Source organism: [Empedobacter] haloabium (assembly GCA_008011715.2).
GTDB lineage: Bacteria > Pseudomonadota > Gammaproteobacteria > Burkholderiales > Burkholderiaceae_D > Rugamonas > Rugamonas haloabia.
Window position 1 is genome coordinate 5,294,665 of sequence record CP136508.1, and the last position, 14,270, is coordinate 5,308,934.

Annotated in this window: 8 protein-coding genes, 2 tRNA genes, 2 rRNA genes and 1 riboswitch; of the genes, 4 read left to right on the top strand and 8 right to left on the bottom strand. The window is 61.8% G+C overall.

Annotated features, from left to right (window positions below):
- Nucleotides 1-90: 90 nt before the first annotated feature.
- The 8 genes from E7V67_022945 to E7V67_022980 form a co-directional block, all read right to left on the bottom strand.
- Nucleotides 91-2,964, bottom strand: a 23S ribosomal RNA gene (locus tag E7V67_022945).
- Nucleotides 2,965-3,185: 221 nt separating this feature from the next.
- Nucleotides 3,186-3,261, bottom strand: a tRNA-Ala gene (locus tag E7V67_022950).
- 7 nt (nt 3,262-3,268) lie between these two features.
- Nucleotides 3,269-3,345 (bottom strand) — tRNA-Ile (locus E7V67_022955).
- An 81-nt stretch (nt 3,346-3,426) separates the two neighbouring features.
- Nucleotides 3,427-4,957: ribosomal RNA gene (locus tag E7V67_022960) — 16S ribosomal RNA — on the bottom strand.
- Together the 16S and 23S rRNA genes with 2 tRNA genes alongside form the textbook arrangement of a ribosomal RNA operon.
- A 326-nt stretch (nt 4,958-5,283) precedes the next feature.
- The gene (locus tag E7V67_022965; GenBank protein ID WUR12528.1) at nt 5,284-6,045 is read right to left on the bottom strand and encodes a phosphatase PAP2 family protein; all 762 of its coding nucleotides are present in this window, start codon (nt 6,043-6,045) and stop codon (nt 5,284-5,286) included.
- The gene (locus E7V67_022970) at nt 6,035-7,684 is read right to left on the bottom strand and encodes a phosphoethanolamine--lipid A transferase (protein ID WUR12529.1); all 1,650 of its coding nucleotides are present in this window, start codon (nt 7,682-7,684) and stop codon (nt 6,035-6,037) included. Before E7V67_022970 ends, E7V67_022965 begins: the two co-directional genes overlap by 11 nt.
- A 67-nt stretch (nt 7,685-7,751) precedes the next feature.
- The gene (locus E7V67_022975) at nt 7,752-8,996 is read right to left on the bottom strand and encodes a HAMP domain-containing sensor histidine kinase (GenBank protein ID WUR12530.1); all 1,245 of its coding nucleotides are present in this window, start codon (nt 8,994-8,996) and stop codon (nt 7,752-7,754) included.
- Nucleotides 8,983-9,672 carry a response regulator transcription factor gene (locus tag E7V67_022980; GenBank protein WUR12531.1) on the bottom strand — a complete coding sequence of 230 codons (690 nt, stop codon included), beginning with the start codon at nt 9,670-9,672 and terminating at the stop codon, nt 8,983-8,985. The genes E7V67_022975 and E7V67_022980 overlap by 14 nt, the downstream gene beginning before the upstream one ends.
- Before the next feature lie 49 nt (nt 9,673-9,721).
- Here E7V67_022980 and cobT point away from each other — a divergent pair, with 49 nt between their 5' ends.
- The 4 genes from cobT (at nt 9,722) to E7V67_023000 (ending at nt 14,266) form a co-directional block, all read left to right on the top strand.
- Entirely contained in the window at nt 9,722-10,762 is a 1,041-nt protein-coding gene (gene cobT / locus E7V67_022985) for a nicotinate-nucleotide--dimethylbenzimidazole phosphoribosyltransferase (GenBank protein WUR12532.1), read from the top strand.
- Nucleotides 10,763-10,769: 7 nt separating this feature from the next.
- Nucleotides 10,770-11,531 (top strand): adenosylcobinamide-GDP ribazoletransferase, encoded by a 762-nt coding sequence (locus tag E7V67_022990; protein ID WUR16332.1) that lies wholly within the window; start codon nt 10,770-10,772, stop codon nt 11,529-11,531.
- Nucleotides 11,528-12,085 (top strand): histidine phosphatase family protein, encoded by a 558-nt coding sequence (locus tag E7V67_022995; GenBank protein WUR12533.1) that lies wholly within the window; start codon nt 11,528-11,530, stop codon nt 12,083-12,085. Before E7V67_022990 ends, E7V67_022995 begins: the two co-directional genes overlap by 4 nt.
- Nucleotides 12,080-12,323, top strand: a riboswitch (cobalamin riboswitch). (Overlaps the previous gene by 6 nt.)
- An 80-nt stretch (nt 12,324-12,403) precedes the next feature.
- Complete coding sequence (locus E7V67_023000; protein WUR12534.1) at nt 12,404-14,266, top strand: TonB-dependent receptor; 1,863 nt, start codon at nt 12,404-12,406, stop codon at nt 14,264-14,266.
- The last annotated feature ends 4 nt before the right edge of the window (nt 14,267-14,270 follow it).

Sequence of the window (14,270 nt, forward strand, 5' to 3'; positions counted from 1 at the left end):
GGCAACGCGGCTACTAATCTGGAAGAAGTAAGTTGGGTGTTACTGGTAAAACTCAAACACAGGCAAATGCTCTGTAACCGTCAAGGTTATAGGGACAAGCCGTACGGGCAATTAGTATCAGTTAGCTTAATGCATTACTGCACTTCCACACCTGACCTATCAACGTCCTGGTCTCGAACGACCCTTCAAGGAGCTCAAGGCTCCGGGAAATCTCATCTTAAGGCAAGTTTCCCGCTTAGATGCTTTCAGCGGTTATCTCTTCCGAACTTAGCTACCCGGCAATGCCACTGGCGTGACAACCGGTACACCAGAGGTTCGTCCACTCCGGTCCTCTCGTACTAGGAGCAGCCCCCTTCAAATTTCCAACGCCCACGGCAGATAGGGACCAAACTGTCTCACGACGTTTTAAACCCAGCTCACGTACCACTTTAAATGGCGAACAGCCATACCCTTGGGACCGGCTACAGCCCCAGGATGTGATGAGCCGACATCGAGGTGCCAAACTCCCCCGTCGATATGAACTCTTGGGAGGAATCAGCCTGTTATCCCCAGAGTACCTTTTATCCGTTGAGCGATGGCCCTTCCATACAGAACCACCGGATCACTATGTCCTACTTTCGTACCTGCTCGACTTGTCGGTCTCGCAGTTAAGCACGCTTATGCCATTGCACTATTAGCACGATGTCCGACCGTACCTAGCGTACCTTCGAACTCCTCCGTTACACTTTAGGAGGAGACCGCCCCAGTCAAACTGCCTACCATGCACTGTCCCCGATCCGGATTACGGACCAAGGTTAGAACCTCAAACAAACCAGGGTGGTATTTCAAGGTTGGCTCCACGAGAACTGGCGTCCCCGCTTCAAAGCCTCCCACCTATCCTACACAGATTGGTTCAAAGTCCAATGCAAAGCTACAGTAAAGGTTCATGGGGTCTTTCCGTCTAGCCGCGGGTAGATTGCATCATCACAAACACTTCAACTTCGCTGAGTCTCGGGAGGAGACAGTGTGGCCATCGTTACGCCATTCGTGCAGGTCGGAACTTACCCGACAAGGAATTTCGCTACCTTAGGACCGTTATAGTTACGGCCGCCGTTTACTGGGACTTCAATCAAGAGCTTGCACCCCATCATTTAATCTTCCAGCACCGGGCAGGCGTCACACCCTATACGTCCACTTTCGTGTTTGCAGAGTGCTGTGTTTTTATTAAACAGTCGCAGCCACCAGTTTATTGCAACCCTTTCACCCTTCCACAGTAAAGTGGTCAAGCTACCGGGGCGTACCTTTTCCCGAAGTTACGGTACCAATTTGCCGAGTTCCTTCTCCCGAGTTCTCTCAAGCGCCTTAGAATACTCATCTCGCCCACCTGTGTCGGTTTGCGGTACGGTCTCGTATGACTGAAGCTTAGAGGCTTTTCTTGGAACCACTTCCGATTGCTTCGCGCTACAAGAGCGCTCGTCCCGATCCCTTGGATTACGTACCCGGATTTGCCTAAGTACCTCCTATGAACCAGAAACTGACTATTCCAACAGTCAGACAACCTTCCGCGATCCGTCCCCCCATCGCATCATACGACGGTGCAGGAATATTAACCTGCTTCCCATCAGCTACGCATCTCTGCCTCGCCTTAGGGGCCGACTCACCCTGCTCCGATGAACGTTGAACAGGAAACCTTGGGCTTACGGCGTGCGGGCTTTTCACCCGCATTATCGCTACTCATGTCAGCATTCGCACTTCTGATACCTCCAGCATCCTTTACAAGACACCTTCGCAGGCTTACAGAACGCTCTCCTACCATATCCTTACGGATATCCGCAGCTTCGGTGACTGGCTTAGCCCCGTTACATCTTCCGCGCAGGACGACTCGATCAGTGAGCTATTACGCTTTCTTTAAATGATGGCTGCTTCTAAGCCAACATCCTGACTGTTTTAGCCTTCCCACTTCGTTTTCCACTTAGCCAATCTTTGGGACCTTAGCTGGCGGTCTGGGTTGTTTCCCTCTTGACGCCGGACGTTAGCACCCGACGTCTGTCTCCCAAGCTCGCACTCATCGGTATTCGGAGTTTGCAATGGTTTGGTAAGTCGCGATGACCCCCTAGCCATAACAGTGCTCTACCCCCGATGGTGATACTTGAGGCACTACCTAAATAGTTTTCGGAGAGAACCAGCTATTTCCAAGTTTGTTTAGCCTTTCACCCCTACCCACAGCTCATCCCCTAATTTTTCAACATTAGTGGGTTCGGTCCTCCAGTGCGTGTTACCGCACCTTCAACCTGGCCATGGGTAGATCACTTGGTTTCGGGTCTACACCCAGCAACTAGCGCCCTGTTCGGACTCGATTTCTCTACGGCTCCCCTATATGGTTAACCTCGCTACTGAATGTAAGTCGCTGACCCATTATACAAAAGGTACGCCGTCACGGAACAAGTCCGCTCCGACTGTTTGTATGCACACGGTTTCAGGATCTATTTCACTCCCCTCCCGGGGTTCTTTTCGCCTTTCCCTCACGGTACTGGTTCACTATCGGTCGATTACGAGTATTTAGCCTTGGAGGATGGTCCCCCCATCTTCAGACAGGATTTCTCGTGTCCCGCCCTACTTGTCGTACGCTTAGTACCACCGGTCTGATTTCGTGTACGGGGCTATCACCCGCTATGGCGCCTATTTCCAGAGGCTTCCACTATCAGTCCGACTATCACGTACAGGCTCTTCCCATTTCGCTCGCCACTACTTTGGGAATCTCGGTTGATTTATTTTCCTGCAGCTACTTAGATGTTTCAGTTCGCCGCGTTCGCCTCACACACCTATGTATTCAGTGAGTGATACCCTAAAAGGGTGGGTTTCCCCATTCGGAAATCTACGGATCAAAGCTCGTTTGTCAGCTCCCCGTAGCTTATCGCAGACTACTACGTCCTTCATCGCCTGTAATCGCCAAGGCATCCGCCATGTGCACTTATTCACTTGTCCCTATAACCTTGACGGCTATCGGTTCAAGCATTTACTACTGTGTTTGATGAGTTTTTGTATGCGTTCTTTCGAACACTACCCTAAGTGTGTGATTTCTCACACGCTTAATAAAACTTTACTTCTTCCAGATTGTTAAAGAGCGAAACAGCTTAGATCTCTAAAAGATCAAACCTAAATCCTCGACAGTGCGAGACTTACGTTTGTGCTTTCAACAGAAGCGATGGTGGAGGATGACGGGATCGAACCGACGACCCCCTGCTTGCAAAGCAGGTGCTCTCCCAGCTGAGCTAATCCCCCATGTTTGTGGTGGGTCTGGTTGGGCTCGAACCAACGACCCCCGCGTTATCAACACGGTGCTCTAACCAGCTGAGCTACAGACCCGCGCTTCTTGCTGTTTCTCTAACAACAGTCGATAAGTGTGAGCGTTTGATGCACGACCATTTCTGATCCGTGCCACTCTAGAAAGGAGGTGATCCAGCCGCACCTTCCGATACGGCTACCTTGTTACGACTTCACCCCAGTCACGAATCCTACCGTGGTAAGCGCCCTCCTTACGGTTAAGCTACCTACTTCTGGTAAAACCCGCTCCCATGGTGTGACGGGCGGTGTGTACAAGACCCGGGAACGTATTCACCGCGACATGCTGATCCGCGATTACTAGCGATTCCAACTTCATGCAGTCGAGTTGCAGACTACAATCCGGACTACGATACACTTTCTGGGATTAGCTCCCCCTCGCGGGTTGGCGGCCCTCTGTATGTACCATTGTATGACGTGTGAAGCCCTACCCATAAGGGCCATGAGGACTTGACGTCATCCCCACCTTCCTCCGGTTTGTCACCGGCAGTCTCATTAGAGTGCCCTTTCGTAGCAACTAATGACAAGGGTTGCGCTCGTTGCGGGACTTAACCCAACATCTCACGACACGAGCTGACGACAGCCATGCAGCACCTGTGTGCAGGTTCTCTTTCGAGCACTCCCCGATCTCTCAGGGATTCCTGCCATGTCAAGGGTAGGTAAGGTTTTTCGCGTTGCATCGAATTAATCCACATCATCCACCGCTTGTGCGGGTCCCCGTCAATTCCTTTGAGTTTTAATCTTGCGACCGTACTCCCCAGGCGGTCTACTTCACGCGTTAGCTGCGTTACCAAGTCAATTAAGACCCGACAACTAGTAGACATCGTTTAGGGCGTGGACTACCAGGGTATCTAATCCTGTTTGCTCCCCACGCTTTCGTGCATGAGCGTCAATCTTAGCCCAGGGGGCTGCCTTCGCCATCGGTGTTCCTCCACATCTCTACGCATTTCACTGCTACACGTGGAATTCTACCCCCCTCTGCCAGATTCCAGCCTTGCAGTCTCCATCGCCATTCCCAGGTTAAGCCCGGGGATTTCACGACAGACTTACAAAACCGCCTGCGCACGCTTTACGCCCAGTAATTCCGATTAACGCTTGCACCCTACGTATTACCGCGGCTGCTGGCACGTAGTTAGCCGGTGCTTATTCTTCAGGTACCGTCATTAGCTGCGGATATTAGCCGCAACCGTTTCTTCCCTGACAAAAGAGCTTTACAACCCGAAGGCCTTCTTCACTCACGCGGCATTGCTGGATCAGGCTTGCGCCCATTGTCCAAAATTCCCCACTGCTGCCTCCCGTAGGAGTCTGGGCCGTGTCTCAGTCCCAGTGTGGCTGGTCGTCCTCTCAGACCAGCTACTGATCGTCGCCTTGGTGAGCCTTTACCTCACCAACTAGCTAATCAGATATCGGCCGCTCCAGGAGCACAAGGCCTTGCGGTCCCCTGCTTTCATCCTTAGATCGTATGCGGTATTAGCGTAACTTTCGCTACGTTATCCCCCACTCTTGGGCACGTTCCGATATATTACTCACCCGTTCGCCACTCGTCAGCGGAGCAAGCTCCCTGTTACCGTTCGACTTGCATGTGTAAAGCATGCCGCCAGCGTTCAATCTGAGCCAGGATCAAACTCTTCAGTTCAATCTCTGTTTTCCGACATTGCTGTCGGGGTCACTCACTCAAGATACTGACGTTCCTCTTTCGAGGTCACGTTTATTTCTTGTGTAAGCGTTTGATGCTATATATTTTGAGTATCGGGACCGAAGCCCCGGGCACACTCACATCAAACGCCCACACTTATCGACTGTTGATTGTTAAAGAATTCTGCCCTTCAAGGCTTGCTGCGATCCGGTCAAACCCGGCGACAAAGCGTTGTGTTTGTCAGCAGCAGAGAAGCGAGAGTATGCGGTGTTTCGTGCGTTTCGTCAAGCTTCGTTTTTCTTCACATCAGCACGCTTGTTTCATTTTCATGACAGCGCGTCGCTGTGAGGGACAGAACTATAGCGAAAACCCTGCCAGAGCGCAAGCCCCTTCGTGTTGACGATATAAATCGCCGGCACCAGTGCGCAGGCGATCCACGCCGACCAGAGGGTATGCGTCAAGAAATGCGCACCGCGCAGCTGCTGCACCCACCCGACCGCCAGTCCGACCGCCAGCATTGCCGCGCCCACTGCGATTGCCATGCGCGGACGCCGCGGCCACCAGAACGCGGCCAGCGACACCAGCCACAACGCGCTCGACGCATGACCGGCGGGCAGGCAATGCCCCGCGTGCACCCCGGCGGGCATCCACTCCAGCAAGCGGACATAGGGCGCCGTGCCGCCATAGCGCTGCAGGTCCCACGGGCAGTGCGAGGCGCTGGCGTGCTTGAGCAGACTGACAGCGGTCGGCACCAGCACGGCCGACATGCCTACCACCCGCATGCCAACCCGGCGCGCATCGGACCAGCTCTCGTATGGCCGGTAGGCGTCCCGCAACGCCAGCACGGCGGCGCCCGCGCCCAGCACCGACAACAGCGCTTTCAACCAGACGTGATTGAACCGCTCCGCGATCCACGCGTGCTGCAAGGGGAACGTATGCGTGGCGGCGTCGAACGCGGCGTCTGCCAGCCGCAAGTCGATGTCGGTGCTATTGCCTAGCCAGAGGATCATCAGTGCGGACAACACCAGGAAACCGGCCCAGCGCCACGCGAGGCGCTGGCCGGGGACTGCGGGAGCATCAATTTTCACGGGCGCAGGGATGGGTCAGGTCGAGCTTGGGGTTATAGACAGCCGTGCTGACATTCAGCAGCCCGAGGACCGAATGAAACACGTTGTCATGGGAAAAAGCCTGCGCGCTGCGCGCGGCCAGGCACTGATGATCGATATGGAAGCGTTGGCGGAAGCCATCGGACAGCCACAGCATCATCGGCACGGTGCGCTGCTCCGCCGGCGAGATGATGTACGGCGCGCCATGCAGGTACATATTCTTCTCGCCCAGCGACTCCCCGTGATCGGAGAAGTACAGCATGGCAGTGTCCACGCCGTCTTGCGCGGCGCTCTCGCGCAGCAGATCCAGCGTCTTCGCCAGGAAGTGATCGGTGTACAGGATCGTGTTGTCGTAGGCGTTGACGATGGACTCGCGTGAGCACTGTTCCAGCTCGTTCGTTTGACACACGGGGCCGAAGCGACCGAAGCCGGCCGGATAGCGCTTCCAGTAGGCCGGGCCATGACTGCCCTTCTGGTGCAGCGCGACGACCAGGTCTCGTCGCGACGTGCGGATCAGCTGCGGCAAGTCGCGCAGCAGACGCTCGTCGAAGCATTCCTCGCCATTGCACAGCGGGTCGCCCGGCAATGGCTGCGACACGTCCTCGAAGCGCACGCGGTCGCACGTGCCCTTGCAGCCGGAGTTATTGTCGCGCCAGAGCACATCGAAGCCCGCATGCTTCAATACGTCCAGCAGGCCTTCCTGGCGCCCGGCCTTGTCGGACGAATAATCGTCGCGCGTCAGGCCCGAAAAAACGCACGGAACGGAGACCGCCGTCGCCGTGCCGCACGAGCTGACGTTGCGGAAGTTGATCAGCCCTGCCTGCCGCGCCAACTCCGGATTGGTCTGGCGCGCGTAGCCGTTCAGGGAGAAATTCATGGCCCGCGCCGTTTCGCCCACGACGATGACCGTCACCGTGCGCTTGTGCGGCGCCGCCGCCGCTGACCATTTCGGTCCCAGCGCCGCATCGGTGCCCAGCGGCGCGATCACGACAGGAGTGGCCCATTTGCGCTTCAGGTAGCCGTGCGTGGCCTGGAACATATTGGTGGGCGTCAGCAGGAAGCGCATTTCGCGATGTTCGCGCACCGCCGGCGCAAGCACCTTGAACAGCAACAGCAGCAGCCCGGCGCCCGCCAGCAGCGACAGCGCCACGGTGCCGGCCTTGAGCAGCAGGTCGCGCCGTGCGGGCGGGAATACCAGGGGCAGGCGCCACACCAGCACGGACGGCAGGATGCCGAGCACCGTGATGGTCTGCACCATCCTCCAGCTGAACAGCTCATTGGCCTCCTTCGCATCCGTCTCGAACACGTTCTGCACCATCGACGCATCGATGACGACGCCGTACTCGTTCATGAAGTAGCTGGCTGCCGACGCGGCCAGGAACAGCGCGACCAGCACAGGCTTGATGACGAACCGGAAATTGAACAGCGTGAGGATGGCGTTGAACAGCAGGACCAGCAGCACGAACGCGCCGGCATACACCAGCGCGTTGCCGAAGTGGGCGCCGCCTGTCGCCGCGACGAACGTCTTCCAGAAACTGAGGTTGTAGGCCGAGACAAGGAACACGGACGCGCCCAGGGTCAGCAGGGGCGCGCCGACGCGCGGCAGGGGAGCGATTCTCACGGTACGGACTCCAATGGACAAGCATCCAAGATACCCGCCCCAAGGTGAAGCCCGTGTGAACGGCTGGTTAAGGCCGTGTTAAGCCGTCCGGAAAGTGGATTTCGAAACGCGTGCCGCCGCCCGCGCGGCTGCCCAGCACCAGGGTGGCCCCCAGGTGGGCGCAGATGCGCTGCACCAGCCCGAGCCCGAGGCCCGTGCCGGAGGACCCCCTGGCATCGGCCGGTATCGGTTCATTATGCAGGCGCGCTCGCGCCGCCGGCGGCAGCCCAGGGCCCGTGTCCTCGACAATCACTGCGCGTCCGGCCAGGCTTACCTCGACCACACCTGCCTCGGTGTACTGGCACGCGTTGCGCACCAGGTTGCCGATGGCCGCCAGCACGAGTTCGCGCACGCCATCGATGGCGAAGTCGTCGCCGCCGACATAGCGCAGCGCCAGCGGCCGCCCTGTCACGAGCGACTGGTAGCGCGCCACCTCGGCATGCGCCAGCGCCGCCGCCGACATGTGCGCCCATTCCAGCTGCGCCGGCGCACGGGCCAGGCGCAGCAGCATGCTCGTCACATCGGTCGCCTCGCGCGCCGCGCGGTAGATCCGCTCCGCTGGCGCATACAGGGCCGGCTCGCGCTCGGTCTGCGCCATCAGCACCTCGGCCGCGCCGGCGATGACGGTCAGCGGCGTGCGCAGTTCATGGCTGACGTCCCCCGTGAAGAAGCGTTCGCGATCGAGCACCTGGCGCAGCTCGCCCGTGTGACCCGCGATCGTGCGCGCCAGCAGTCCCAGCTCGTCGGCGCGCTCCTGCAGCGGCAGCTGCGCGGCGCGCCCATCCACTGCCTCGGCCAGTTCGACGATCGGATTGACGACCTGGTTGCCGACATACCGCCCCAGCATCAGCGAGCAGGCAAGGAAACCCAGGAAGGCCACGCCGAACATCGAGTACACCACCAGCTCGATCTGTTCATAGTCGCTGTCGTGGTCGACGACGACGAATGGCCCCAGGTTGTCGCGCCCCTTCAGCACGTGCAGGTCGACGCCATCCACCGTGACTTCCTGCACTCCGTCAGGCAACGCCCGCAGCGAACGGGGAATGCCTTCGCCGTGATGGAAGCTGATCCCGGCCGGCATTTCGACCGGCAGCCTGCCGGCGTAGCGCGGGCTGGCCCACGACGCCACCTCCTCCAGGCGCTCGTCCACCAGGCGCACCTCGATGCCCTCCACCGCCACGGCCGCGATGACGGCGAAGAACAGCGTGGCGACCGCGGCGAATTTCAGATAGGCGACGGAAATCCGCCGCCGCATCGACTCAGCCTTGTTCATCGGAGGCCACCAGCTTGTAGCCGATGCCGGAAATGGTGCGCAGCATCGCGAACGGATACGGCTTGTCCAGCGCCTGGCGCAAGGCGTGGATATGGACGCGCAGCGCGTCGCTGTCGGGAGGGTTGTCGCCCCAGACCTCGTGGGCGACCGCGTCGCGCGACACCACTTTCGGCGCCTCTTTCATCAACAGCTTGAGGATCGTGTAGCCGGTTTTCGTCAGCGCCAGCGGGCGGCCGGCACGCCGTGCCTCGAACGTGCCGGTGTCGAACGTCAGCTCGCCCACCGTCAGCACGGCATTGCCCCCGTGCGTGCCGCGCGCGCGCCGCACCAGCGCCTTCAGCCGGACTTCCAGTTCGACCAGGGAAAACGGCTTGACCAGGTAGTCGTCCGCGCCGCTGTCGAAGCCGGCCACCTTGTCCTCCAGGGTGTCGCGCGCCGTCAGCATCAGCACGGGCGTGGCCTTGCGCAGCTCGCTGCGCAGCTTCTGGCACAGCTCCAGGCCGTTCAGGCCGGGCAGCATGACATCCAGCACCACGGCGTCGTAGTCGTTCTGGGCGGCCAGCGCCAGCCCGCCGTAGCCGTTGCCGGCCGAATCGAGCACGTAGCCCTTCGGTTCCAGGAAGCCGTACAGGTTGGCGACGATGTCGGGATTGTCTTCGATGATAAGCAGGCGCATGCGCCATTATAATTCCGCTCTTTCCACCCTGCCCGCAAAGGCTGCCGCCATGACGCCTCCGACCATCCCGCCCGTGCTTGATGCCCCCGCCGACCTGGCCGCCGCCCTTGCCCGCGCCATCGACAACAAGACCAAGCCGCTCGGCAGCCTGGGGCGGCTGGAGACGCTGGCGCGCCAGGTCGGCATGATCCAGCAGACGACGAAGCCTGCGCTGCGCGAGCCGGCCATCCTGGTGTTCGCCGGCGATCATGGCGTCGTGGCCGAAGGCGTGTCGGCCTACCCGCAGGACGTAACGTGGCAGATGGTCGAGAACTTCCTGGCGGGCGGCGCCGCAATCAACGTGTTCGCAGAGCAGAATGGCTGCGCGCTGCGCGTCGTCGACGCCGGTGTCGCGCACGAATTCGGGCCGCGCCCCGGCCTCGATGACCGCAAGGTGGCCATGGGCACCCGCAACTTCGCACGCGAAGCGGCGATGACGCCGGACCAGTGCCGGCAGGCGCTGCGACACGGCATGGAACTGGTCGACGCCTTGCCCGGCAACGTCCTCGGCTTCGGCGAGATGGGCATCGGCAACACGACGGCCGCCGCCGCCCTGATGCACAAGCTGACCGGCATCCCGGTGCCGCAATGTGTCGGCGCCGGCACCGGCATGTCGGCGGACGGTATTCGCCACAAGCAGCAGGTGATCGAGGCGGCCGTCGCGCTGCATGCGGACGCGGCAGCGCCGCTGGACGTGCTGGCGGCCTTCGGCGGCTTCGAGATCGCCATGATGACGGGCGCGATGCTGCGCGCGGCCGAGCGGCGCATGGTGCTGCTGATCGACGGCTTCATCGTCACCAGCGCGCTGCTGGTCGCCGCCCGCCTGCAACCAGCCATCGTCGACTACTGCGTGTTCGCGCACTGCTCCGGCGAACATGGCCACCGCCAGATGCTCGATGCGCTCGGCGCACGCCCGTTGCTGGACCTGGGCCTGCGCCTGGGCGAAGGCACCGGCAGCGCGCTGGCCCTGCCCCTGCTGCATGCCGCCGTCAACTTCCTCGACCGCATGGCCACGTTCGAATCGGCCCAGGTCAGCGAACAGTCGGCCTGACGCCGTGCTGCACCAACTCCGCCTGTTCTTCACCGCCTTGCAGTTCTTCACGCGGCTGCCGATTCCCCGCTGGGTCGGTTTCGAGCCGGACTGGCTGCATCACGCATCACGCTATTTTCCCCTGGTCGGACTGGTCGTCGGCATCGCCGGCGCCCTGGTGTACTGGGTCGCCGCGTTGCTGCTGCCGCCGCCGGTCGCGGTGCTGCTCGCGACCGCCACCACGATCTATATGACGGGCGCCTTCCACGAGGACGGTTTCGCCGACGCTTGCGACGGCCTCGGTGGCGGCCACACGCGCGAGCGTGCACTGGAAATCATGAAGGATTCGCGCATCGGCGCGTATGGCGCGATCGGCATCGGCCTGCTGCTGGCCGTCAAATGCACGGCGCTGGCCCATCTGCCGCCGCTGGCGGCGGTGGCCGCGCTGGTGGCGGCCCATCCGCTCTCGCGCCTGTTGGCGGCAAGCCTGATCTGGCGCATGGAGTACGCCCGCGCCGAAGGCAAGGCCAAGCCGCTGGCGCAACAGATGAGCACAGGCGAATTCGCCATCGCCACGCTGTGCTGCCTGCCGCCGGTGCTGCTGGTTGGGCTGTCCGGCTGGCTGCCCTGGCCGAACCTGCTGGCGGGCCTCGTCGCCATGACACTGATCACGCTGTGGTTCGCGCGCAAGCTGGCGCGCCGACTGGGCGGCTACACGGGCGATTGCCTGGGCGCCGTGCAGCAGTTGTGCGAAGCCGTGTTTTACCTGTGCGCGCTCGCCGCCCGATGAAGCTGATCCTCGTGCGCCATCCGCGGCCCCTGGCAGCACCCGGGATCTGCTATGGCAGCACCGACCTGCCCGTGGCGGAAGATGAACTGGCCCGCGTGGTGACCGATCTGCGGCCGCTGCTGCCGGCCGCCCCGATGTTCAGCAGCCCTTTGCAACGCTGCGCCCTGCTGGCGCGGCGCCTGGCGGACCACGTCACCTTCGATGCGGACTTGGCCGAAATGGACTTCGGCAGCTGGGAAAACCGCCGCTGGGACGACATCTCGCGTGCCGACGTCGATGCCTGGGCCGCTGACCTGCTGCACTACCGCCCCGGCGGCGGCGAGAACGTGCTGGCCGTGGCGCGGCGGGTGCGGCGCGCGCTCGATGCCATCCGCGCGCGCGGCACCGGCAATGCCATCGTCATCTGCCACGCCGGCACGATCCGCCTGATGACGGCACTCGCCACCGGGCAGTCGCTGGAACAGGCGGCGCTGGCGGCGGCCGCCACGCCGCACCAGGTTCCGTATGGCGCGGCCGTGCCGCTGACGCTGGCCGCCGTATCAAAGCAGCTATAATGACGGGGTTCTGGTGCCCGCGTCCCTCTCTCGGACGCAGTTAAACGGGAAATGCAACGCCACGCGCCGCCGCCGGCACGGGCCAACGCATGCTGCCCCCGCAACGGTAAGCAGGCCGCCGCGCGCACAGCGCGGCAGCCGTCTCAGTCAGCCACTGTGCCCGGTCGATGACCGGCATGGGAAGGCGGGACGGACCTACCTGCCAGCCCGGATACCGGCCAGGACTCAGGTGGAAGCGCGCCGCAGCCATGCGCGCGCTTCTGTTCCATCCGGCCTGCGGGGAAGCGGGCCGGTTGCACATAGAAGAACAGATTTGTCATGACCTCTCCCGCAACACCCCAGGCAGCGCGCGCCGCGCTGGCACTCGCCATTGCCGCGGCCTTCGCCGCCCCCGCCGTCGCCCAGACCACCGCCATCGACGCCGTCATCGTGACCGCCAGCCGCACGCCGCAGCTGGCCAGTGAAGTCATCAGCGACACGCTGACGATCAGCGCGCAGGACATCGCCAACGCCGGCGTCGGTTCGCTGACGGAACTGCTGCAGCGCCAGCGCGGCCTGGAAGTCACCCGCAACGGTGGCGCCGGCGCCAATGCCAGCGTGCTGCTGCGCGGCGCCGCGGCCAACCAGAGCATCGTGCTGGTGGACGGCGTGCGCATCGGCTCCGTCTCCGGTGGCGCGGCCAGCTGGAACGCCATTCCACTGTCGGCCATCGATCATATCGAGATCGTCTACGGCCCGCTCAGCACCCTGTACGGCGCCGACGCGGTCGGCGGCGTGATCCAGCTGTTCACCAAGAAGGGCAAGGGCGCCCCGGCCGTTACCGCCTTCGTCGGCGCCGGCAGCGACGCGACCTACGCGGCCGACGCCGCGATCTCCGGCGGCACCGACAAGGTCAGCTACTCCCTTTCCGTCGGCAAGGACCTGTCCGAAGGCTACTCGGCCACGCGCCGTCCGTCCGGCAGCTACAACGCGGACAACGACGGCTACCGTCGCAAGAACGCCGCCGGCCAGGTGGCCGTGCAGCTGGCCCCCGGCCACGAAATCGGTGGCATGTTCCTGTATGGCGACACCACGGCCGACTACGACAGCGGCGCCTCCTTCGATGCCTACAGCACGCAAGTGCAAAGCAACCTGGCCGCCTACTCGCGCAACCGCATCCTGCCGGATTGGACCATGTTCGTGCAGGCCGCCAAATCGCGCGACAAGTCCGGTTCCTACTACGCGCCCGGCCCGTACGGCGGCGGCCAGATCGATTCGACCCAGACCGTCTTCACGTGGCAGAACGATATCCGCATCGGCAGCGACAACCTGCAGCTGCTGGCCGAGCACCGCAAGGAGGAAGTCGAAGGCACGACGAACGCGCTGAACAAGGAGCGCAGCACCACGTCCTACGCGGCCACCTACAGCCTGAAGCGGGGCAACCACCTCGTCAACGTCGGCGCGCGCAACGACGACTCGCAGTATGGCTCGCGCAACACCGGCTCGCTGGGCTATGGCTACCGCATCAGCCAGGCGCTGCGCGTGGAAGCCAGCTACGGCACCAGCTTCCGGGCGCCGACGTTCAACGAGCTGTACTACCCGGGCTACGGCAACAAGAACAACCGTCCGGAAAAAGGCCGCAACGCCGAAGTGGGCCTGCATTACAACGACGGCACGACGGAGTTGGGCGCGGTCTACTATCACAACAAGCTGACGGACCTGCTGGTCAACACGACGCCGTGCCCGTTCCCCAGCGACGACGAGAACGACTACAGCTACGGCTGCGCGTACAACGTCAACAAGGGCCTGCTGGAAGGCGTGAGCCTGAGCGCACGCCGCACGTTCGGCCCGTTCACCGTCAGCGCCGACGCCGATTTCCAGGACCCGCGCGACGAGACCACCGGCAAGCGCCTGCAGCGCCGCGCCAAGCGTCACGCCAACCTGAATGTCGAATACGTCAATGGCCCGCTGACGGGTGGCGTCGAGTGGCACCTGTCGTCGGCGCGCTTCGACGACGCGGCCAACCGCAACAAGCTGGGCGGCTACGGCATCGTCAACCTGTACGCGACCTACCAGTTCGCGCGCGACTGGTCCGCGCTGGTGCGCTGGAACAACGTGGCCGGCCGCGACTACGAGCTGGCGCGTTACTACCCGACCGGCGGTGCGACGGCGTTTGCCGGCGTCCGCTACGGCTTCAAGTAACGTT

Bases quoted from the DNA above. Each gene is read 5' to 3' on its own strand.
- E7V67_022975 (WUR12530.1), bottom strand. From the start codon at position 8,996: ATGAACAAGGCTGAGTCGATGCGGCGGCGGATTTCCGTCGCCTATCTG.
- E7V67_022980 (WUR12531.1), bottom strand. From the start codon at position 9,672: ATGCGCCTGCTTATCATCGAAGACAATCCCGACATCGTCGCCAACCTG.
- cobT (WUR12532.1), top strand. From the start codon at position 9,722: ATGACGCCTCCGACCATCCCGCCCGTGCTTGATGCCCCCGCCGACCTG.
- E7V67_022995 (WUR12533.1), top strand. From the start codon at position 11,528: ATGAAGCTGATCCTCGTGCGCCATCCGCGGCCCCTGGCAGCACCCGGG.
- E7V67_023000 (WUR12534.1), top strand. From the start codon at position 12,404: ATGACCTCTCCCGCAACACCCCAGGCAGCGCGCGCCGCGCTGGCACTC.